Origin of the sequence: Streptomyces sp. NPDC053431, from assembly GCF_044544925.1 — a bacterium.
GTDB lineage: Bacteria > Actinomycetota > Actinomycetes > Streptomycetales > Streptomycetaceae > Streptomyces.
The window spans coordinates 193071-214904 of record NZ_JBITXX010000010.1; the positions used below are offsets into that span (position 1 = coordinate 193071).

At 74.8% G+C, this 21834-nt stretch carries 17 protein-coding genes; 16 read left to right on the forward strand and 1 reads right to left on the reverse strand.

Annotated elements, in window-relative coordinates; translation table 11 throughout:
• Position 1 precedes the first annotated feature (1 nt).
• From ACIGXE_RS23590 to ACIGXE_RS23620, 7 genes are all read left to right on the forward strand, one after another.
• A complete protein-coding gene (locus ACIGXE_RS23590; RefSeq protein WP_399750457.1) occupies positions 2-862 on the forward strand; it encodes a ketose-bisphosphate aldolase in 861 nt (286 codons plus the stop codon).
• A gap of 204 nt (positions 863-1066) precedes the next feature.
• Entirely contained in the window at positions 1067-2326 is a 1260-nt protein-coding gene (locus tag ACIGXE_RS23595; protein ID WP_399750564.1) for an SLC13 family permease, read from the forward strand.
• Positions 2327-2610: 284 nt separating this feature from the next.
• Positions 2611-4653, forward strand: coding sequence for a calcium-binding protein (locus ACIGXE_RS23600; protein WP_399750460.1), 2043 nt, complete (start codon positions 2611-2613; stop codon positions 4651-4653).
• A gap of 170 nt (positions 4654-4823) precedes the next feature.
• Entirely contained in the window at positions 4824-5246 is a 423-nt protein-coding gene (locus ACIGXE_RS23605; protein WP_399750463.1) for a cell division protein SepF, read from the forward strand.
• Between the two features lie 55 nt (positions 5247-5301).
• Positions 5302-6888, forward strand: a complete 1587-nt coding sequence (locus ACIGXE_RS23610) for an AAA family ATPase (protein WP_399750465.1) — start codon at positions 5302-5304, stop codon at positions 6886-6888.
• On the forward strand, positions 6875-7258 hold the full coding sequence (locus tag ACIGXE_RS23615) for a nucleotide pyrophosphohydrolase (protein ID WP_399750467.1): 384 nt from the start codon (positions 6875-6877) through the stop codon (positions 7256-7258). The genes ACIGXE_RS23610 and ACIGXE_RS23615 overlap by 14 nt, the downstream gene beginning before the upstream one ends.
• Positions 7259-7384: 126 nt before the next feature.
• Positions 7385-7894 (forward strand): DUF6099 family protein, encoded by a 510-nt coding sequence (locus ACIGXE_RS23620; RefSeq protein WP_399750469.1) that lies wholly within the window; start codon positions 7385-7387, stop codon positions 7892-7894.
• Positions 7895-8272: 378 nt separating this feature from the next.
• On the opposite strand, the gene ACIGXE_RS23625 is transcribed toward ACIGXE_RS23620, so the two are convergent.
• A complete protein-coding gene (locus tag ACIGXE_RS23625; RefSeq protein ID WP_399750471.1) occupies positions 8273-8509 on the reverse strand; it encodes a hypothetical protein in 237 nt (78 codons plus the stop codon).
• A 251-nt stretch (positions 8510-8760) separates the two neighbouring features.
• Between ACIGXE_RS23625 and ACIGXE_RS23630 the strand changes: the two genes are divergently transcribed.
• The 9 genes from ACIGXE_RS23630 to ACIGXE_RS23670 all read left to right on the forward strand — a co-directional run bounded on the left by ACIGXE_RS23630 (position 8761) and on the right by ACIGXE_RS23670 (position 21828).
• Positions 8761-9684 (forward strand): LLM class F420-dependent oxidoreductase, encoded by a 924-nt coding sequence (locus tag ACIGXE_RS23630; RefSeq protein ID WP_399750473.1) that lies wholly within the window; start codon positions 8761-8763, stop codon positions 9682-9684.
• 4 nt (positions 9685-9688) lie between these two features.
• Positions 9689-10591 carry a homocysteine S-methyltransferase gene (gene mmuM / locus ACIGXE_RS23635; protein WP_399750475.1) on the forward strand — a complete coding sequence of 301 codons (903 nt, stop codon included), beginning with the start codon at positions 9689-9691 and terminating at the stop codon, positions 10589-10591.
• Between the two features lie 421 nt (positions 10592-11012).
• Positions 11013-12626 (forward strand): 3' terminal RNA ribose 2'-O-methyltransferase Hen1, encoded by a 1614-nt coding sequence (locus ACIGXE_RS23640; RefSeq protein ID WP_399750477.1) that lies wholly within the window; start codon positions 11013-11015, stop codon positions 12624-12626.
• On the forward strand, positions 12623-15199 hold the full coding sequence (locus ACIGXE_RS23645; RefSeq protein WP_399750479.1) for a polynucleotide kinase-phosphatase: 2577 nt from the start codon (positions 12623-12625) through the stop codon (positions 15197-15199). The genes ACIGXE_RS23640 and ACIGXE_RS23645 overlap by 4 nt, the downstream gene beginning before the upstream one ends.
• A 541-nt stretch (positions 15200-15740) precedes the next feature.
• Positions 15741-16466 carry a Crp/Fnr family transcriptional regulator gene (locus ACIGXE_RS23650; protein ID WP_399750481.1) on the forward strand — a complete coding sequence of 242 codons (726 nt, stop codon included), beginning with the start codon at positions 15741-15743 and terminating at the stop codon, positions 16464-16466.
• 85 nt (positions 16467-16551) lie between these two features.
• On the forward strand, positions 16552-17490 hold the full coding sequence (locus ACIGXE_RS23655; protein WP_399750483.1) for a hypothetical protein: 939 nt from the start codon (positions 16552-16554) through the stop codon (positions 17488-17490).
• A complete protein-coding gene (locus tag ACIGXE_RS23660; protein ID WP_399750485.1) occupies positions 17487-19889 on the forward strand; it encodes a hypothetical protein in 2403 nt (800 codons plus the stop codon). Before ACIGXE_RS23655 ends, ACIGXE_RS23660 begins: the two co-directional genes overlap by 4 nt.
• Entirely contained in the window at positions 19886-21256 is a 1371-nt protein-coding gene (locus tag ACIGXE_RS23665; protein ID WP_399750487.1) for a hypothetical protein, read from the forward strand. The genes ACIGXE_RS23660 and ACIGXE_RS23665 overlap by 4 nt, the downstream gene beginning before the upstream one ends.
• A complete protein-coding gene (locus tag ACIGXE_RS23670; RefSeq protein WP_399750489.1) occupies positions 21253-21828 on the forward strand; it encodes a Pycsar system effector family protein in 576 nt (191 codons plus the stop codon). The genes ACIGXE_RS23665 and ACIGXE_RS23670 overlap by 4 nt, the downstream gene beginning before the upstream one ends.
• Positions 21829-21834: the final 6 nt, after the last annotated feature.

Consider the following 21834-nt stretch of genomic DNA (forward strand, 5'->3'; position numbering starts at 1 on the left):
CATGCCTCTCGCCCGTACCGGGGACATCGTCGCCCCCGCCGCGCACGCCGGACACGGTGTGGGCGCCTTCAACGTCATCCAGCTCGAACACGCCCAGGCGATCGTGGCCGGCGCGGAGGCGGCCGACGCACCGGTGATCCTCCAGATCAGCGAGAACGCGGCCCGCTACCACGGCGGTCTCCACGCCGTCGGCCCGGCCACCCTGGCCGTGGCCCGCGCCGCCCGGGTCCCGGTCGCGGTCCACCTCGACCACGCGACCTCCGACGCTCTGGTGCACGAGGCCGTGGAGCTCGGCTTCACCTCGGTCATGTACGACGCCTCCGTCCTCCCGTACGGGGAGAACCTCCGCGCCACCGGGGCCATCACCGCCCACTGCCACGCGGCCGGGGTCTGGGTGGAGGCCGAACTCGGCGAGGTCGGCGGCAAGGACGGAGTCCACGCCCCCGGCGCCCGCACCGACCCCGGGGAGGCCGCCGCGTTCGTCGCCGCCACGGGAGTGGACGCGCTCGCGGTGGCCGTGGGCACCTCCCACGCGATGCTCACCCGGGACGCGGCACTGGACTTCGCCCTGATCCGGGCGCTGCGTGCGGCCGTCCCCGTACCGCTGGTCCTGCACGGCTCCTCGGGTGTCGCCGACGACGAGCTGACCGCCGCGGTCGAGCACGGCATGACCAAGGTCAACCTCGCCACGCACCTCAACCGGGTCTTCACCACGGCCGCGCGGGAGGTGCTCGACGGCGACCCGGCGCTGGTCGACACCCGCCGCTACCTCGGCGCGGGACGGACGGCGATGGCCGCCGAGGTGACACGGCTGCTCGGCGTGCTCAAGGCCCCGGCCGCGTCCATGGTGCCGACGCACTGACGCGGTGCGGGCGGAGGGGGTGCGGGGCGGAGGGGAGCGGAGGGGAGCGGAGGGGAGGGAGGTGGGGCGGAGGGGAGCAGAGGGGGCCGAGGGGAGGAGAGGCGGGGCGAGGGGAGGAGAGGCGGGGCCGAGGGGAGCGGAGGGAGGGAGAGGGGGCGAGGGGAGCAGAGGGGGGCGCCGGATCGGGGCGTGGGCCCGGTCGGGATGATCGAGGGCGTGCTCCTCTCGTTCCTGTCCGTCGCCGCGCTGGTCGTGGTGCTGGTGTGTGCCGTCGTCCGCCCGTTCCGCCTGCCCGAGGCGGCCTTCGCCGTGCCCGCCGCCGCGGTCGTGGTGGCCGCCGGGGCGATCCCGCTCGCGGCCGTACGGGAGGAGGCCGCCCGGCTCGGCCCCGTCATCGGCTTCCTCGCCGCGGTGCTGGTGCTCGCCAAGCTCTGCGACGACGAGGGTCTCTTCCACGCCTGCGGGACGTGGATGGCGCGCTGGGCCCACCGGCGGCCGCGGCGCCTGCTCGGAGCGGTCTTCGCGCTGGCGTCCGCGATCACGGCCGCGCTGAGTCTCGACGCCACCGTCGTGCTGCTGACCCCGGTGGTCTTCGCCACCGCCGCCCGGATGGGCGCCCGGCCCAAGCCGCACGTCTACGCGAGCGCCCACCTGTCGAACACGGCCTCACTGCTCCTGCCGGTGTCGAACCTGACGAACCTGCTCGCCTTCGCCGCCGCCGGGCTGACCTTCACCCGTTTCGCGCTGCTCATGACGCTGCCGTGGATCGTGGCCGTCGCCGTCGAGTACGCCGTCTTCCGCCGCTTCTTCGCCGCCGACCTCGACACCCCGACCGCGCCGACGGATCCGGAGGAGCCCCCGGAGCTGCCGCTGTTCGCGCTCGTCACCGTGGCCGCGACCCTGGCCGGTTTCGCGGTGGCGTCCGCGCTCGGCGTCGACCCGGCCTGGGTGGCGGCCGCCGGCGCGACGGTGCTCGCCGTACGGGCGCTGGCCCGGCGGCACACCACCCCGGCCGCGGTCGTCCGCTCGGCCGCCGTGCCGTTCCTCGCCTTCGTGCTCGCCCTCGGCGTCGTCGTACGGGCCGTGGTCGACAACGGACTCGGCCAGGGCCTCGGCCGCCTGGTGCCCGACGGCACCTCCCTGCCCGCTCTCCTCGGGACCGCCGCGCTGGCCGCCCTGCTCGCGAACCTGATCAACAACCTGCCCGCCGTCCTCGCCCTCGTCCCGCTCGCCGCGCCCTCCGGACCGGGCGCGGTCCTGGCCGTCCTGCTGGGCGTCAACATCGGCCCCAACCTCACCTACGCCGGCTCCCTGGCGACCCTGCTGTGGCGGCGCATCGCCCACCGTCACGAGCACGAGATCGCCCTGAAGGAGTTCACCCTCCTCGGCCTGTTCACGGTCCCCGCCGCCCTGCTCGCCTCCACCGCCGCCCTCTGGCTCTCGCTCCGGACCCTCGGCCCCTGACGCTCGGCTCCTGACGCTCGGCTCCTGACGCTCGGCTCCTGACCCGCGGCCCTTGACCCGCGGCCCTTGCCCCTCGGCTCCTGACGCTCGGCTCCGGACCCTCGGCTCCTGACCCTCGGCCCCTGACCTGACGCCCTCTCGGCCGGGGCTCCCTCTCCGGGGTGGTTCCCCGGGGCCAGTGGGCGCAGTGCGGCACGGCCCGCCGGGGTGGGGCGGTGCGCGGGCTGGAAGCTGTGCGCGCTGGTTCGGTTGCTCAGCTCGCGAAGACGGAGGTTCGTTCGCCTATGACCCCCCACGCACACCTCAGGCCGGCGGGACGGCGGCGCAGACCGGCGCGCGGGGTGCTGGCCGCGCTCGGGCTCGCGCTCGGCCTCTCGTTCGCGCTCGTGACGCCCGGTACCGCGATGGCAGCCCCCGGCGACCTGGATCCGACGTTCGGGCTCGGCGGGCGGGTGGTCACGCCGATCACCGGCTACGCGGAAGGCCACGACATCGCGCGGCAGGGCGACGGCAAGCTGGTCGTGGCGGGCGTGAGCGAGGGCGGCTTCACGCTCGCCCGCTACAACCCGGACGGCAGCCTCGACCCCGGCTTCGACGGGGACGGCACGGCGACCAGCGACTTCGGCGGCGGCAGCCACACCGCCAACGCGGTCGCGATCCAGCAGGACGGCAAGATCGTCGTCGCGGGCACCACCGAGGTGCTGGGCGACGAGGGCGGCTGCTGCTTCTTCTCCGTGGCCCGTTACAACGCCAACGGCAGCCTCGACACCGGCTTCGGTGAGGGCGGCCTGGTGCGGGTCCAGGAGTTCGGCGGGTCCGCCGACGGCGCGGACGTCGCCGTGCAGTCGGACGGCAGGATCATCGCGGCCGGCAAGGGAAGCGGCGGCGGATTCGCGCTCGTCCGCCTCACCACCACCGGCAGCCTCGACCCCACCCTCGGCGGTGACGGCGCCGTCGTCGCCGGCTTCACGCCCGGTTCGCCCCAGGACGCCGGTGGCATCGCCCGCGGCATGGCGCTCCAGTCCGACGGAAAGATCGTGGTGGTCGGCTACGTCGGCAACACCGCCTTCGACATCGGCGTGGCCCGCTACAACACCAACGGCACCCTCGACGGCACGTTCAGCGGCGACGGCATGGTGACCGCGGACTTCGGCGGCACCGAGTTCGGCAACGCCGTGGCCGTGCAGTCCGACGGCAAGATCGTCGCCGCGGGCTCCGGCGGCCTCGGCTTCGCGCTCGTCCGCTACAACAGCGACGGCGCCCTCGACACCGGCTTCGGCTCCGGCGGCCGTACCTCGGTCAACTTCCCCGGCGACAGCGGCTTCCCGTACGCCATGGCGCTCCAGACCAACGGGAAGATCGTCGTAGCCGGACGCGCCGACGACCCCAACAGCAGCGAGGCCAACGACTTCGGCATCGCCCGCTTCAACACCAACGGCACCACGGACACCGGCTTCGGCGGCGACGGCTTCGTCGTCACCGGCTTCAACGACTGGGACGAGGCCCGCGGCGTGCTCGTACAGCCGGACGGCAAGATCGTCGCCGCCGGCGTCGGAGCGGGTTACGCGTTCGCCCTGGCCCGCTACCAGGGCGGCGACGGCCCGCCCCCGTCCACCCCGTACGCCGATCTGTCGGTGACGAAGAGCGGCACGAGCACCGTGAGCATCGGCGACCGCGCCACGTACACGGTGAAGGTGACCAACTCGACGGGCTCCACCGCCACCGCGACCGGCGTCACGCTCACCGACACGGTCTCCGGGGCCGGTGCCACCCTCGTCTCGGCCACGCCGACGCAGGGCAGCTGCACCACCACCGCGACCGGCGCCGGCTGTTCCCTCGGCTCCCTCGTCCCGGGCGCCTCGGCGACCGTCACGGTCGTCGTCGAACCCCGCGTCGGCGGCACCCTCACCGACACGGCGTCCGTCAGCGCCGCCCAGCAGGACACCATGACCAGCAACAACAGCACCACCTGGAACACCACGGTGAACAACTCCCGCGGCTGCACGATCATCGGCACCAGCGGCGCGGACACCCTGACCGGCACCTACGGCGCCGACGTCATCTGCGGCCTCGGCGGCGACGACACCATCCGCGCGGGATACGGCAACGACACCGTCCACGGCGGCTACGGAAACGACAACATCGACGGCGGCTACAACGACGACACGCTGATCGGCGACACCGGTAACGACACCCTGACCGGCTACTACGGCAACGACCGTCTCACCACCACCGACGGCGTCTCCGGCAACGACACCGCCAACGGCGGCTACGGGACGGACACCTGCACCACGGACCCGGGAGACATCCGCATCAGCTGCCCCTGACCCCCTTCCCGTCGCGGCGCCTTCCGCCGCCCGCTCCCGCGCCCACCTCCGGCCGTGCTCGGCACGCTCGGAGGTGGGCGCGCTCATGTCCTACGTCCTCCGTCGACGGCCGGGGCACTCGGTTCGTGTCGGTGTTGGGCCGAACGGGTGAGTAACGGGAGGATGGGCGCATGAGTAGGTACGAGAGGTACGACGTCACCGACGAGCAGTGGGAGGGCCTGGCCCAGGTCGTTCCTCTGCGCGGCCGTGACGAATGGCCGTCCAGGGTTGACCACCGCACCATCCCCGAGCAGTACGAGACCGCCGAACAGCGCCGCATGGTCGTGCTGCGCGTCCAGGTCTTCGCCGACGCCCGCGAGGTCGCCGAGTACCTCATCGCCCAGATCCCCGTGCTCCTCGACCTCACGAGCGCCGACACCGAGGTCGCCAAGCGCATCCTCGACTTCAGCAGCGGCGTCGTCTTCGGTCTCGGCAGCGGCATGCACCGCGTCGACCGCAACGTGTTCCTGCTGGCCCCGGCCGGTACGGAGGTGGAGGGCGTCGAGGACGAGGGCGCGGAGGACGCGGACGAGGGCGCGATCCCCCGTTCGTAGGAAGGTCGTTCAGACGTAACGGTTCGGCGTTCGGGCGGCTGCGTACCGTCCGATCATGACCACCACCGGCGGCACCGCCCCCGACCGTACGCAGACCCCGTCGGCCGGCCTCCTGGCCGACCCGGCGCCCGGCCGGACGCACGTCCCCTCGCAGGGGCGCGCCCGCGGCCCCCTCGCTCCTTCCGGTCACGCCACCGCGCCTGCGCCTGCGCGTGCGCCTGCGGGTCCGCCTGCGGGTCCGCCTGCGTCGGTGTCGGAGCCGGCGTCGGGCTCCGCGCCGGTGCTCGCGCCCGCGCTCGGACCCGCAGGCGCAGGCGCGCTCGGACCGGCGCCCGCGCCGCCGTTCACGTTCACGGAGCGGGCGAGCGGGGCGGCGGTCGTCCGGCCCGCCGTCACGGAGTTGCGGCTCTCCGCCTTCGGGGCGCTGCGCGGGACCGTGCTGCCGCTCGGGCCCGTGACGCTGGTCAGGGGGCCGAGCGGCAGCGGCAAGTCGACGGTGCTGCGCGCGTACGAGGTGCTGGCGACGCTCGGCTCGGGGGCCGGGCTCGCCGAGGCGTTGCCGGACGCCGCCGACCGCGTACCGGAGTGGGCGCGGCCCGACGCGCAGGGGCGGCGGGGGTTCCGGATCGGGTGCACGGTCGACGGCCCGGTGGGGCCCGTCCATCTCGACGTGGCCGTACAGGCCGAACCGTCCCTGAGGATCGTCGGCGAACGGCTCACCGGACCCGACGGCCGCACCCTCCTCGCCACCGCGCTGCGGGACCCCGGCCGTGGCACCGTCCAGGCGGAGTGGCACACGGCGGGCAGCACGCCGGTCACCCGGGCCCCGTTCCCCGACGACCTGCTCGGCACGGCGCTGCTGCCGCTGCGTGTCGCGGGGAAGACGCCCGGGCAGCGGGACGTGCTCGCCGCGGCGGAGCAGGTGGTGGTGGGGCTGCGCTCGGTGTTCCCGTGCGACCCCCGACCGCGGCGCATGCGGGCGGCGGTGCCGGTGGGCGAGGGGCGACTGCGGCGCGACTGCCGCAACCTCGCCGAGGTGCTGCACCGTACGGCCACCGAGTGCCCGCGGCGGCACAGCCGACTCGCGGCGTTCGCGGGCGCGGGCTGCGTGGGGCCGGTCACGGCCCTCGGTTTACGGGAGTCGGCGGAGGACGGCACCGTTCAGGCCGTGCTCGAACGTCCCGGTCGCGCCGCGACCCCGCTGGGCCGGCTCGGCGACGGCGAACTGCGCTATCTCGCCCTCGGGCTCGTCCTGCTGACCGGACCCGGGGTGCTCGCGATGGACCCGGTGGCGGAGGTGCCCCAGGCGATGCAGACGCTCACCGTCCTCGCGGACGGCCTGGACCGCGGCCTGGACGCCCGCCAGGTGCGCGCTCTGCTGGAACTGGCGGGCGAGATCGGGGCGAGCGGACACCTGAGGCTCCTCGCGACGGTGGGGGAGGGCGTGCGGCTCGGGGACGGAGGGGCGGCCGGGGAGAGCGTGCGGGAGGTGCCGGAGACGTCGGGGTCGTCAGGGCCGTCGGGCAGTTCGGGGCCGTCGGGCGGTTCGGGGAGGTCGAGGAGGTCGGGGTGGCCGGGGGCGTCGACGGCGCCGAATGTGCCGGGGGTGACGGTGGTAGACCTGGGTCGTGACAGAACATGATGTGGCGGGCCTGCAGCGCCGCCTCGCCGACTTCGCCGCGGCCAGGGAGTGGCAGCCGTACCACACGCCGAAGAACCTGGCCGCCGCGCTGAGCGTCGAGGCGGCCGAACTCCTCGAAATCTTCCAGTGGTTGACGCCGGAGGAGGCCGGGCGGGTGATGACCGACCCGGACACGGCGCACCGGGTCACCGACGAGGTCGCGGACGTCCTGGCCTATCTGCTGCAGTTCTGCGAGGTGTTGGGGATCGATCCGCTGACGGCGCTCTCGGCGAAGATCGACCGCAACGAACTCCGCTTCCCGGTCCGGCGGCGCGGGTCCGCAGGGCCGGACACTCCCTCCGACGACCCTGATCGTCACTCTTCGGAGTGATCGGGTTTTCCCCATCGAGCCTCCTGTCCACAGATTTCCGAATTCCCCTGGTGTTTGGGCTCAGCCGGCCTCACGCTGGGTAATGGAATGAGTGAGCGGTAAGTCATCAGAACGGGGGCGGCGTTGATGGAAGCGGAGCGACTCGTCGCGACAGGTCGGCACGCGCTGGCCGAGAGCCGCACGGCGCTGGACATCGTGGCGGAGGCCTGGCAGGCGCAGGCCCTCGCGCAGGCGATAGGGAGTCATCTCGCGCTGTGTGGGCCGTTGGAGCTGAGGAGCGAGGCGCGGGGACTGAGTGAGATAGGCGGCGGGCGTGGCGTGGTCGACCACCCCGCCCTGCGCACCGGCGGACTGCGGGCCGCGCAGCTCACGGGCGTGTCGGAGGCGCGCTCGGCGCTGACCGCGCTCGGCGCGCTGCTGGGAGAGGTGGGCATCGCCCTCGTCGGCGTGGCCTGTGCGACCGACGAGGAAGGGCTGTACTGGCAGTGCATCGAGGCCATCGACGCCGCCGACGAGGCGGGGGACCGGGTCCGCGCCATGCTCCGCCGCCTCGCGGCCCGCGACCGCGACCGAGCCCGCGCCCGCCCGCCTGACCCGGCCCGGGGCCGCGCGGGACCGGGCGGGGGGCCGGGCTGAAGGACGAAGACGGGCAGGGGACGGGTCCGAAGACGCAGAGCTAGGTCCTGTCGTCGAACTCCCGTCGTTGCCCGGAGGGCGGCCCCGCGGCGTCAGGTGCGTGCTCTCGGTGTGCCGGGCGCGAGGCCTCGTACTGGACGTACTCGGGCTTGTGCCCGGTGCGGCGAGAGCGCGTGCATGGCGTCGTGGGGCAGGCGGGAGTTCGACGACAGGGCCTACGGCAGCTGGACCGTGGGGCCGGCGCGGGACGCCCTTGTGCGGCGGGCCGGCAGGGAGGCCGCGGCGCCCACCGGGCGGCTGCGCGACGGGGCCGCGCGGTACGCCGACGGCGAGTGGCCGGACTCGTGTGGGCGGTGCCTGTGCCCGGGCCTGGGCCCGTCAGGCGGGGCCGGGGCCCGGGTGGTCGGGGGCGGCGGTGGTCTGGCGGTCCGCCGAGGACTGGAGATCGGCGTCGAGCTGCGAGAGGTCGGCGGTCAGGGCCGCCATCAGCTCCTCCATCTGCTCCAGCAGGCCCTTGGGGGCGCCGCCGCCCTGCTGCTCGGGCACCGACCGGGCCGACGGCTGCACGGGCGGCACCGGCGACACGGGCTGCTCCGGCGCGGCTTCCTGGGACATGGCGGCCTCCTCGGCCCGGGGGCCCTCCGGCGGGGGAAGGTCCACAAGAGAGAGCGACGCACCGGCAGCGGCCGCCGGCACGCGGGCCGGGCGGTCCGGCTCCGCCCGAGCCAACGACGGCTCCCCGGCCCCGGTCACTGGCCCGGCGGGAGGCCGCCCGTCAGAGGGGTGGATATTCACCCGACCGTGCCGGAGGAGATCATCCGCTGACGAAAAGGTTGACACGCACCCGGCGGTGCAGGATGGGAGGTATGGATCTTCGAATCTTCACGGAGCCCCAGCAAGGGGCCGACTACGACACGCTGCTCAAGGTCGCCAGGGCGACCGAGGAGCTCGGCTTCGACGCCTTCTTCCGGTCCGACCACTACCTGAGCATGGGAGCGGCCGACGGTCTGCCCGGCCCGACGGACGCGTGGATCACGCTGGCGGGTCTCGCCAGGGAGACGAAGCGCATCAGGCTCGGCACGCTGATGACCGCGGGCACCTTCCGGCTGCCGGGGGTCCTGGCCATCCAGGTGGCCCAGGTGGACCGGATGTCGGGCGGGCGGATCGAGCTCGGCCTCGGCGCGGGCTGGTTCGAGGAGGAGCACCGGGCCTACGGGATCCCGTTCCCCAAGGAGAAGTTCGGGCGCCTTGAGGAGCAGCTGGAGATCGTCACCGGGCTGTGGGACACCGAGGTGGGCAAGACGTTCTCGTACGACGGGAGGTACTACCAGCTGGCCGACTCGCCCGCGCTGCCCAAGCCGGCCCAGGCGAAGGTCCCGGTCCTGATCGGCGGGCACGGCGCGAGCCGCACGCCCCGGCTGGCGGCGCGGTTCGCCGACGAGTTCAACATCCCGTTCGCCTCGCTGGAGGACACCGGGCGCCAGTTCGCCCGGGTACGGGCGGCGGCGGAGGAGGCCGGGCGGCCGGCCGACGCGCTGGTGTACTCCAACGCGCTCGTGGTGTGCGTCGGCCGCGACGACGCGGAGGTGGCCCGCAGGGCCGCCGCGATCGGGCGGGACGTGGACGAGCTCAAGGCGAACGGCCTGGCGGGTTCACCCGCCGAGGTGGTGGACAAGATCGGCAGGTACGGTGCCCTGGGCTCCACCCGGATCTACCTCCAGGTCCTCGACCTTGACGATCTGGACCACCTGGAGCTGATCTCCGCACAGGTACAGACGCAGCTGGGGTGACCCGATGAAACCCGACCGTTCGCTCGCCGCCGCCCTCGCCGAGGGGGTGCTCGTCCTCGACGGCGGGCTTTCCAACCAGTTGGAGGCGCAGGGCTGCGACCTGTCCGACGCGCTCTGGTCGGCGCGGTTGCTCGCCGACGCGCCGGAGCAGATCGAGGCGGCCCACGCGGCCTATGCGCGCGCGGGAGCGCAGGTGCTGATCACCTCCAGCTACCAGGCCACGTTCGAGGGTTTCGCCCGGCGCGGGACCGGCCGGGAGGAGGCGGCGCGGCTCCTCACCCGCAGCGTGGAGCTCGCTCGGGCGGCGGGGGAGCGGTCGGCGCGGGAGATCTGGGTCGCGGCGTCCGTCGGCCCGTACGGGGCGATGCTGGCGGACGGCAGCGAGTACCGCGGCCGGTACGGCCTGTCGGTGGCGGAACTCGAACGCTTCCACCGGCCCCGGGTCGAGGTCCTGGCGGAGGCCGCGCCCGACGCCCTGGCGCTGGAGACGGTGCCGGACGCGGACGAGGCCGAGGCGCTGCTGCGGGCCGTCGACGGGTGCGGGGTGCCGGTCTGGCTCTCGTACACGATCGACGGCCGGCACACCCGGGCCGGGCAGCGCCTGGAGGACGCCTTCGGCCTCGTCGCGGGCGTCGACCAGGTCGTCGCGGTCGGCGTGAACTGCTGCGACCCCGCCGACGTCGGACCCGCCGCGGAGATCGCCGCCGCGGTGACCGGCAAGCCGGTGGTCGTCTACCCCAACAGCGGCGAGCACTGGGACGCCGAAGCCCGCGGCTGGCACGGCGGCGCCACCTTCACCCCGGCCACGACCACCACCTGGCGCACCTCCGGCGCCCGCCTCATCGGCGGCTGCTGCCGCGTGGGGCCGAACGCGATCGCGGGCCTGGCGACGACGCTGGAGGGGTGAGGGGGAAGGGGAGAGGAGCCAAGGGGCGCAGGGCGGAGGGGCGGAGGGGCGGAGGGGAGCGGGGGAGGGGGGAGGGGGGAGGAGCCCCCGGGTGGGTTCCCCCCCGGGTCGGGTCCGCCCCGGGCTTGCCCCCCTGGGTTGGGGTCGGCCCCGGTTGGGTCCTCCCCCTGGGGCTTGGGCCCCTAGGCTCGGGCCCCCAGGCTTGGGCCCCCGGGTTGGGTCCCCCCGGCTTGGGCCCGCCCCTCGGGTTGGATCCGCCCCCGGGTTGGGTCCGCCCCCCCTGGGGCTTGGGCCCCTAGGCTCGGGCCCCCAGGCTTGGGCCCCCGGGTTGGGGGAGCCCTCCCCAGGTCAGGGGGCTCCCCCCCCCGGGGCCGGGGAAAATGCCTGGTCGGGTGGGGCGGGGGTGGTCATACTCGGACGGGTGTTCCTGACGATCAGTACCACCGGTACCCATGAGCGGCCCGCGACCGATCTCGGCTTCCTGCTGCACAAGCATCCCGAGAAGGCGCAGTCGTTCTCGACCTCTCACGGCACCGCGCACGTCCTCTACCCCGAGGCGAGCGCGGAGCGGTGCACGGCGGCGTTGCTGCTCGAGGTGGACCCCGTGGCGCTCGTGCGCCGGGGGAAGGGCAAGGGGCGGGGCGGGGCGCCCGACGCGGCGCTCGCGCAGTATGTGAACGACCGTCCCTACGCGGCCTCTTCGCTGCTCGCCGTCGCGCTCGCCAAGGTGTTCAAGAGCGCGCTGCACGGCGCGTGTGCGGCGATGCCCGAGCGGGCCGCCGCGCCGATGCCGCTGCGGATCGAGGTCCCCGCGTTGCCCGCGCGCGGCGGAGCGGAGCTGGTGACCCGGCTGTTCGGGCCGCTGGGCTGGGCTGCCGTCGAGGCGGAGCCGGTCGCGCTCGACCCGGAGTTCCCCGAGTGGGGCGCCTCGCGCTATGTGCGGCTCGTCCTGGAGGGCGAGCTGCGGCTCGCCGACGCGCTCAACCAGCTGTACGTGCTGCTGCCGGTGCTCGACGACGCCAAGCACTACTGGGTCGCCCCGGACGAGGTCGACAAGTTGCTGCGCGCCGGTGACGGCTGGCTCGCCGACCACCCCGACCGGCAGCTGATCACCAGCCGTTACCTCTCCCGCCGCTGGGGCCTGACCCGTGCGGCGACCGAGCGTCTGGAGCTGGTGCGGCTCGCCGAGGCCGACGGGCTCGACGTCGAGGACGTCGACAACGCGGTCGACGAGACGACGGACACCGAGGAGCGGCCGGTGCCGCTCGCCGAGCAGCGCCGTGAGGCGATCCTCGGCGCGCTGCGCACCGCCGACGCGGCCCGCGTGCTCGATCTCGGCTGCGGCCAGGGCCAGTTGGTGCAGGCCCTGCTCAAGGACGTGCGGTTCACCGAGATCGTCGGCGTCGACGTGTCGGCGCGCGCCCTGGCCGTGGCGGCCCGCAGGCTGCGCCTGGAGCGGATGGGCGAGCGCCAGGCCGCCCGGGTGAAGCTGCTCCAGGGCTCCCTCACGTACACCGACAAGCGTCTGACCGGCTACGACGCGGCCGTGCTCAGCGAGGTCATCGAGCATCTCGACCTGCCGCGGCTGCCCGCGCTCGAGTACGCGGTGTTCGGCTCGGCGCGGCCGCGGACGGTCGTGGTGACGACACCGAACGTCGAGTACAACGTGCGCTGGGAGTCGCTGCCGGCCGGGCACGTCCGGCACAGCGACCACCGCTTCGAGTGGACCCGGGAGGAGTTCCGGCAGTGGGCCGGCGGCGTGGCCGAACGCCACGGGTACGAGGTCGGGTTCGTGGCCGTCGGGCCCGACGACGCCGAGGTCGGGCCGCCCACGCAGATGGCCGTCTTCACCCGCGTCGAGCAGGGCGCCGAGGCCGCGGAGCGGAGCCTGAGGAGCGAGCAGGGCAGCGGGAGCGAGCAGGGCGACGGGAACCAGCACGGCAGCGGGAACGAGCAGGGCGGCATGAACGAGCAGAGCGGCAAGAGCGAGCAGGGCAGCGAGAGCGATCAGAGCCCGAAGGAGGACGCGGCATGAGCGGCACCGACGACACCACCGACACCACCGGGACCCCGAGCCGTACGCTGCCCGTCACCGATCTCTCCCTCGTGGTCCTGATCGGCGCGACCGGCTCCGGCAAGTCGACCTTCGCGCGGCGCCACTTCAAGCCGACCGAGATCGTGTCCTCGGACTTCTGCCGCGGGCTCGTCGCCGACGACGAGAACGACCAGAGCGCGAGCAAGGACGCCTTCGACGTCCTCCACTACATCGCGGGCAAGCGGCTCGCGGCCGGGCGGCTGACCGTCGTCGACGCCACCAGCGTGCAGAGCGAGGCGCGGCGGCAGCTGGTGCGGCTCGCCCGCGAGCACGACGTGCTGCCCATCGCGATCGTCCTCGACCTGCCCGAGGAGGTGTGCGCGGCGCGCAACGCCGCCCGCCCCGACCGGGCCCACCTGCCCCGGCACGTCATCCAGCGGCACCGCCGTGAGCTGCGCCGATCCCTGAAGGGGCTGGAGCGCGAGGGCTTCCGCAAGGTGCACGTCCTGCGCAGCGTGGCGGAGGTCGAGGCGGCCGAGGTCGTGCGGGAGAAGCGGTTCAACGACCTGCGTCACCTCACCGGTCCCTTCGACATCATCGGTGACATCCACGGCTGCCGCTCCGAGCTGGAGACGCTGCTCGCGAAGCTCGGCTACGTCGACGGGCACCACCCGGAGGGCCGCACCGCCGTCTTCGTCGGCGATCTCGTCGACCGCGGCCCCGACAGCCCGGGCGTGCTGCGCCGCGTGATGGGCATGGTGGCCGCCGGGGACGCGCTGTGCGTGCCGGGAAACCACGAGAACAAGCTCGGGCGCTGGCTGCGCGGCCGCAAGGTGCAGGAGACCCACGGCCTCGCCGAGACCATCGAGCAGCTGGGCCGTGAGCCGGAGGAGTTCCGCGCCGAGGTCTCGGAGTTCATCGACGGGCTCGTCAGCCACTACGTCCTCGACGGGGGCCGGCTGGTGGTCTGCCACGCGGGTCTGCCGGAGAAGTACCACGGCCGCACCTCCGGCCGGGTGCGGGCGCACGCGCTGTACGGGGACACGACCGGCGAGACCGACGAGTTCGGGCTGCCGGTGCGCTACCCGTGGGCGGAGGACTACCGCGGCCGCGCGACCGTCGTCTACGGGCACACGCCCGTGCCGACCACGTCCTGGATCAACAACACCATCTGCCTCGACACCGGCGCCGTGTTCGGCGGCCGGATGACCGCGCTGCGCTGGCCGGAGCGCGAGCTCGTCGACGTACCGGCGGAGCGGGTCTGGTACGAGCCGGCCCGGCCGCTGGCGCCCGAGGCCCCCGGCGGCCACCAGGGCCGGCCCCTCGACCTCGCCGACGTGCACGGCCGGAGGATCGTGGAGACGCGGCTCGCGGGCAACGTGGCGGTGCGCGAGGAGAACGCCGCCGCCGCGCTGGAGGTCATGAGCCGGTTCGCCGTCGACCCGAGGCTGCTCGCGTACCTGCCGCCGACGATGGCGCCGACCGCGACCTCGAGGGTGGAGGGGTATCTGGAGCACCCGGCCGAGGCGTTCGCGCAGTACGCGGCCGACGGGATCGAGCGGGTCGTGTGCGAGGAGAAGCACATGGGTTCGCGGGCGGTCGCCCTCGTCTGCAGGGACGCGGAGGTGGCGGCGGAACGGTTCGGCGTGGCCGCGGCTGACGGGGTGACCGGTGCGCTGCACACCCGTACCGGCCGTCCGTTCTTCGACGACCGGGAGACCACCGAGCAGGTCCTCGGGCGGCTGCGGGCGGCGATCGGCGCCGCCGGGCTCTGGGAGCGGCTCGACACGGACTGGCTGCTGCTCGACGGCGAGCTGATGCCGTGGTCGCTGAAGTCGGCCGGTCTGCTGCGCTCCCAGTACGCGGCCGTCGGCGCGGCCTCGCGGGCGGTCTTCCCGGGCGCTCTCGGGGCGCTCGAACAGGCTGCCGCGCGTGGCGTGTCCGGGCTGGACGAGCTGCTCGGCCGGCAGCGCGAGCGGGAGGCCGACGCGGCCGCGTTCACCGACGCGTACCGGCGCTACTGCTGGCCGACCGAGGGCCTGGAGGGCGTGCGGTTCGCGCCGTTCCAGGTGCTCGCGGCCCGCGGGCGCTCGCTGGCCGCCGTCCCGCACGACGAGCAGCTGGCCTGGCTCGACCGGCTCGTCGAGCACGATCCGACCGGGCTCCTCCAGGTCACGAGGCGCCTCGTGGTCGACCCGGCCGACGAGAAGTCCGTGGCGGCCGGTGTCGACTGGTGGCTCGAAATGACCGCGGCGGGCGGCGAGGGCATGGTCGTCAAGCCGCTCGCGGCGGTGGCCAGGGGCACGGACGGGCGCGTGGTGCAGCCGGGCGTGAAGGTACGCGGCCGGGAGTACCTGCGGATCATCTACGGCCCCGAGTACACCCGCCCGGACAACTTGGAGCGGCTGCGGCAGCGGTTCCTCGGCCACAAGCGTTCGCTGGCGCTGCGGGAGTACGCGCTCGGCCTGGAGGCGCTCGACCGGCTGGCGGACGGCGAGCCGCTGTGGCGGGTCCACGAGGCCGTCTTCGCGGTCCTCGCCCTGGAGTCGGAGCCGGTCGACCCGCGGCTCTGAGGCCCGGCGGCGGCCGTCGCGGGGAACGGGCCGCGGCGGCCTGCCGGGTACGGGCCCGGCGGCTCGCCTGCAACGGGCCTCGGCGGCCGTCGGTGGAACCGGCCGCGGCGCGTCGGACCTGGAACCGCGGCCGCGGCGCGCCGGACCTGGAACCGCGGCCGCGGCGCCGGCCTGGAACGGGGCCGCGGCGCCCGCCTGGAACGGGGGCCGCGGCCCTCGCCCGGAACCGGCCGCGGCGCCCGCCCGAAGGCCGCCGCGGCGCTCGTCCGGAACCGGCCTCGGCGGCCGTCGGTGGAACCGGCAGGTTGCGGGCCGGTGCGCGGGCGGTCACAGGCAGGGCACAGGGGGCGCAGGGGGGCTGAAAACAGCGCTCCCTTGCGCCCCTCGTGTCTGCCCCCACCCGCGTTGACGCGATTCTTCGCCAGCCCCTAGCGTTCTTCACCCCACGGAGTGACGCAGCGTCAACAACGTGACTGCGGTTGCTCGTTGGTGTGGGAACAAGCACGCGAAAGCGCAAGTCGTGCGGGGGTGTGAGCGACCTTTGAGTCTTTTCGGCCAGGACCGCTCCTTCCTGCACGCCCTCCCCGCGGCCGACCGCCGGGTGCTGCTCGCCGAGGGCGCGCCGCGGAGCTACGAACCGGGCGAGATCATGATCCGTGAGCGGGACACCTCCGCCTACGTCCTCGCCCTCCTCTCCGGCTGGTCGGTGGTCTCCGTCGGCACCGAGCGCGGCGCCCGGCTGATCCTGGCGCTGCGTGGGGCCGGCGAGGTCGTCGGAGACCTCGCCGCGGTCGACCGCCGGCCGCGCAGCGCCACCGTCACCGCGCTCGGCCGGGTCGAGGCCGTCGCCGTCTCCGGCGACCGCTTCCGGCGCTTCCTGGCCGCCCGGCCGCACGCCACCTCCCTGATCATGCGGCAGCTCGCCACCCGGCTGCGCAGCGCCGACGTCGAGCGCCGCTCGCTCGCCTCGGAGACCGTGCTCCAGCGGCTCGCCGCCCGGCTGGTCGAACTCGCCGAACGGGCCGGCCGGCGTGCCGAGTCCGGCACCGTACTGGAACTGCCGCTGCCCCAGCACGACCTGGCGGCGGCCATCGGGGCGACCCGCGAAGCCGTGGCCAAGGCGCTGCGGCTGCTGCGTGAACAAGGCGTCGTCCGCACCGCCAACCGCACCGTGATCGTGGTCGACATGCCCGTCCTCGTCCTGCTCGCGCGGGGGCGCACACACCCCGGCGCGCATTCCTCCGACAAACCGCCCCCTGCTGTGTAAACGGCTACATCGCCCGCGGGCCGCAGCCGCCAGGCTGGACGCGTCACCACCACGGAACCACCTGAACCACATCAGAGGAGTCCGAGTGAGCACTACGGGACCGCACGCGGAGGCGCACGCGGGGGCGAGCGCCGGTGCACTCCACCGGCTCGTCGTCTTCGGCGACGTCGTCGGCTCCGGACGCCTCGGCATGGACGAGAAACGGCTGACCCGCGCCGCCATGTACGAGGCCTTCGGCGAGGCGTACGCCTCCGTGGGCATCGAGCCCGGCACCGTCCACCAGGAGGACCGCGGCGACGGCATCCTCGCCGCGCTCCGCCCCGACGTGCCGCCGGCGCTCATGGTCGGGCGCTGGATCGACACCCTCCACGAGAGCCTGCGCGCGCACAACACGGGCCGGCGCGGGCGGCTGCGGATGCGCGTCGGCATGAACGCCGGTCTCGTCCTCGACGACGGCCGGGGCCTCGTCGGCAGGGCGGTCGACCTCGCCTGCCGGCTGTGCGACAGCGCCCCCGCCAAGCGGATCATGACGGACGCCCCGGACGTCGACCTGCTGATCGTGGTCTCCGACTGGCTCTACCGGAACGTGGTCGTCGAGGGCGGGCGCTATGTCGAGCCCGACCGCTACCGGCAGGCCGCCGTCGTCTCCAAGGAGACCGACGAGGACGCCTGGTTCCACGTGCCCGGGCTTCTCGAGCCGCCGACGGGACCTGGCGCGGCGGGCGCCGCGGGCCCGGCACGCCGGGGTGGTGACCCACGGACCGGCGGTGGGCCGTCGCGGGGGGACGGCTCACCGCCCAGGGCGCCCGCGGGCAACCGGTCGTACACGGCCGGCCGCGACATCCAGGTGATCGAGGGCAACACCTTCCACGGCGCCTTCACCGGCATCCGCAACGACGCCAGGGCCGTGGATCCGGAGGGCCGCGGGGGCGGTCACCGGAGCGACCAGGGGGGATCCCGCGGGGGCGACGAGCACGGCGGCGCCGCCCGCGACGGGGACGACGAGACGGAGGTCCCGGCATGAGCGACGACGACCTCGACCACGGCGGCGGAGCCGCCCCCGCCCCGGAGCCCAAGGGCGAGGCCGGGCAGGGGCGTTCGGGAGGCGGCGAGAGGGGCGGAGGCCAGGGCGCGGCCGGCGCCGCCAGGTCCGGCTCCGGTTCCGGCTCCGGGGCGGCGAACGGGACCACGGGCAGCGGCGGTGACGGCGCGCCCGGTGAACAGCCCCGCGAGTCCAGTCCCTTCGACAGCGCCGGCCGCAGCCCGCTCGGCGGCGCCGGGACGACCGGCGGCGCGGGTACGGCGCGTGCGGCGCGGCGCTCCCTCACGGGGCCGCGACCGGGCGACCACCGCACCTCGGCGGGCCGCGACGCCTACGTCCACTACGGGGACCGCTTCGACCTGCGGATCGGCGACCGCACCCACTTCGTCCAGGGCACCGTCCCGGGCGAGACCCTCGACCACCTCGACGACGTCTACTGCGAGACCGCCGGATACCAGCGGATGAAGGAACGGCTGCGCAGCCACCGCGTCCTCGTCCTGTGCGGCGAGCCCGGCAGCGGGCGCAAGGCCACCGCGCTCGCCCTGCTCTCCGAGGTCGCCAGGCGCCAGGTGTTCCGGCTCGACCCGCGCCACGGCGTCGACGAGATCACCGCGGACGCCCTCCACGGGAAGGCGGGGCACCTGCTCGAACACCTCACGGAGGAGGTCCGCACCGAGAGCGAGCCGCGCCATTCCCGCGGCGAACGCAGCGACCCCGCGCCCCGGCCCCCGGTGCGCCTCTCCGAGCTGCACCTCGACCGGTTCGCCGACCTGCTCGGCGGGATCGACGGCTACGCGGTGGTCGTCGTCGGGAACGGCGACCTCGCCGACCGGCTGCTGCGCGGCCGGTACGGCATGTACTGCGCGCCGCCGCCCGCCGACGAGGTCCTCCACCGCCACCTGCGGCTGCTGCTGCGCGGCGCGTCCGAGGACGTGCTCGCCGACGCCCGGGCGCTCGCGGTCCGCCCCGACGTGGTCACCGCCCTCGGCCTGGAGGAGCTCAGGCCGCGCGAGGCCGCCCGGCTCGCCGAGCACCTCGCGGGCCGGCAGCGCGGCGACCTCGACGACGAGCGACTCCTGGGCGAGTGCGCCGACTTCGTACGCGTCCAGGCGCGCGAGTGGTTCGCGGGCGCCGACCGGCCCGGCACGCTGCCCGAGGCCCTGCCCTCGCTCGGCGCCGCCGCCCTCCGGATCGCGGTCGCCGTCTTCAACCGCTCCGCCTACAGCATCGCCACCGAGGCCGCCGAACTCCTCACCTGGGAGCTCGCCGTCACCCTGGACCCCGAACACCCGGCCGGGCGGCGCCTGTTCGGCACCCACGCGGAGCGGCGCCCGGTGCTCGCCCGGTCCGTCCTGGAGGACGCCGAGCTCGACCTCGGCCCGGTCAAGGTCCCCGTGCGTGCCGTACGTTTCCAGGGCGACGCGCTCGCCACCGCCGTGCTCGGCGAGGTCTGGCACGGCTACCACAACGTGCGCGGCCCGGTGGCCCGCTGGCTGCGCGCCCTCTGCGACGACCCGCGCCCCGAGGTGTGGGTCCGCGCCTCCATCGCGGCCGGGGTGCTCTGCTCCTGGGACTGGATCCACGGCTACCGCGAACTCGTCGCCCCCCTCGCCGGTACGGACGACCCGGTGGCCCGGATGGCGGCGGCGACCGCCCTCGCCGAGGCCGCCCGCGATCCCGCCGTACGCCCCGCCGTCGCCGCCACCGTCAAGGACTGGGCCGACTCCGACGACCCCAACCTCCTGGAGACCGCGCTGCTCACCCACGGCTACGTGCTGGCGGCCGGCGGACTGCGCGGCTCGCTCGACGCCGTGGCCCGCGTGGTCCGGGCGCACGACGCCGACGACGTGGACATCCTCGTGCCCGCGTCCTTCACCGTCGCCCGACTGCTCGCCTCCGGCGAGCCCGAGCCCGTCGTGCGACGCCTGGAGCGCTGGCTCGCGGACGGACGCCTCAACCTGGCCAACGTCGTGCACCTGGCGGTGATCAGGACCCTGACCACCCGCACCACCCACCTGTGGGGCCTGCGCGACGTGCCCGAGCTCGACGAGCACGCCGCCCGCCCCCTGCTGGTCGCGCTGCTCGCCACCCGGCCCGAGCTCGCCCCCGCGCTCGGCGCCCTGCTGCGTCACAGCCTGAACACCGCGCGCTCCGGCGAGGCGGCCCTCGACGGCCTGGGCAGCCTGCTGCGGCGCGCCGCCAAGGACACCACCGCCCTCGACCTCGTCTGCGACCTGCTGCCCCTGCTCGCGGTCGAGCGACGCGACCGCGACCGGCTCCGCGGACTCCTCAACGAGCTCGTACGGGACCGGGACCGGCCCCTGGACAAGAGCGCGGCGCGCCGCATGTGGGACGCCGTCGCGGAAGGAGCGAAGCGATGAACGCGCCGAACCAGGGCGGACAGGAGCAGCGCGGCCAGGACGCCAGTGCGGGCCAGGGCGGCGGCCGGCCCGCCCGGGGCGGCCAGGACGGCCGGGCCCGTGCGGGCACGCCGGGACAGCAGGGCCGGCCGGGGCAGGCGCGGCCGCAGCAGGCCGGGGGCGTGCGGGGCGGCAAGGGCGCCGGCAAGGGGCCGGTCGGGCCGCTGCTCCGCGAGTGCCCGCCGCCCTACCGGCGTACGAGCGGACTCATCGCCGCCGTCCTGCTCTACCGCAACGGCGGCCACCGGATCATGTGGCCCGACCGCAACGAGGACACCAACAAGCCCCTGATCGGCTCCCCGTACACGGTCTTCGAGGTCCAGCTCGGCCGGAACGTCACCGAGTTCGCGCTCCAGCTGCCCGCCGCCGGCGACGGGGCCACGTTCAACGCGCGGGTCCGGGTGCAGTGGACGGTCGACGACCCGTACCTCGTCGTCAGGGAACAGGTCTGGAACGTCGCGGAGCTGCTCCACGACGACCTGCTCGACGGACTGCGCTCGCTCTCCCGCCGGTTCCAGCTCACCGAGGCCCAGCGCGCCGACGAGGCCGTACGCGACGAGCTGGCCACGGGGCGGCTCGTCGTCGGGCGGGACATCGGACTGCGCACCCAGGTCTACGTGTTCTTCGACCTCGACGAGAAGATCAGGGACGTGGTCGCCCGGGCGGACCTGGTCGACGTGACCATCCGCGCCGACGCCCGCGAGGCCGAGGCCGAGCTGCGCAAGGAGCAGTGGGAGCGGAAGCGGATCGCGGCCCGCGCCGACGAGCTGGAGGCGATGTTCCGGCGCGGCGACCTGGCCCAGATCGCCCACCACATGGCCCGCAACCCGGACCAGGAGTGGGAGATCCGCACCCAGCTGCAGCGGGAGAAGCGCGAGGGCCAGGCCGACCTCCTCGCCGTGTTCAACCGGCTCCTCGACTCCGGCGTGCTCGAACGCCACGAGGTCGACGAGCAGGCCTACCAGATCCTCCAGCACCTGCGCAGCAGCACCGGCGCCATCATCGGCGGTGTTGCCGGGCAGGTCCTCGACCCCGCGCACCGCGGGGGCCGGCGGGCCCTGGAGCGCTCCCGCCCCGAGCCCACCGCGCCCAACTGGGAGGACGAGCCCGAGGCCGACACGCCCCCGGACCCCCGCGTCTACGAACCGACCCGCGTCCAGGCCTCCTTCGAACGCGACGAGCCCGAGGACCGCTTCGCGGACCGTTCCGACGACCGCTTCGACCACCGGCCGGAGCCCCCGCGCGACGAGCGCGCCGCCCCGGATCCGTACGACGCTCCCCGGCGCTCCCGGCCGAGCGCCGAGTTCGACGACTGGGACGACGAATGAGCACCCCTCAGCCGCCCGGCGCCCCGGCCCCGGCCACCGAAGCGACAGCCGACCCCACCTCCACGCCACCCGCACCCACGCCGACGCAGGGCCCCGGACCGGCGCCCGGCGCCGCCGAGACGCGGCGGATGGCCGAGCAGCTGCTCACCACGGTCCGGGAGGACATCGGCCGGGCCGACACCAAGGCGGCGATCCTGCTGTCCGGCGCCCTGGCGTTCCTCGCCGTCGTGTTCTCGCGCGACCAGGGCCCGTTGCCGACCGGTGGCGGCCTCGCCGTGCTCGTCGTGGCCGGGGTGCTCTGGACCGCGGGGGTCGTGATGCTGGTCTCCGTCGTCCTGCCCCGCACCCGCCCGGGCGCCGAGCGCACGCTGCTGCGCGAGCTCGTCTCCGGCACCTCGGCGGCGAGCCTGCGGGCACGGCTGGAGTCCTCCGGGGCGGACGCCACCGGCTGGCTCCTGGAACAGGCGAGCGTCCACGGGGTCGTGCTCGCCGCCAAGTACCGGTGGCTGCGGCTCGGCGTCGCCGCCCTCGCGCTCGGCGCCCTTCTGGCCCTCTTCAGCGAACTGTGGTGAGTCGAC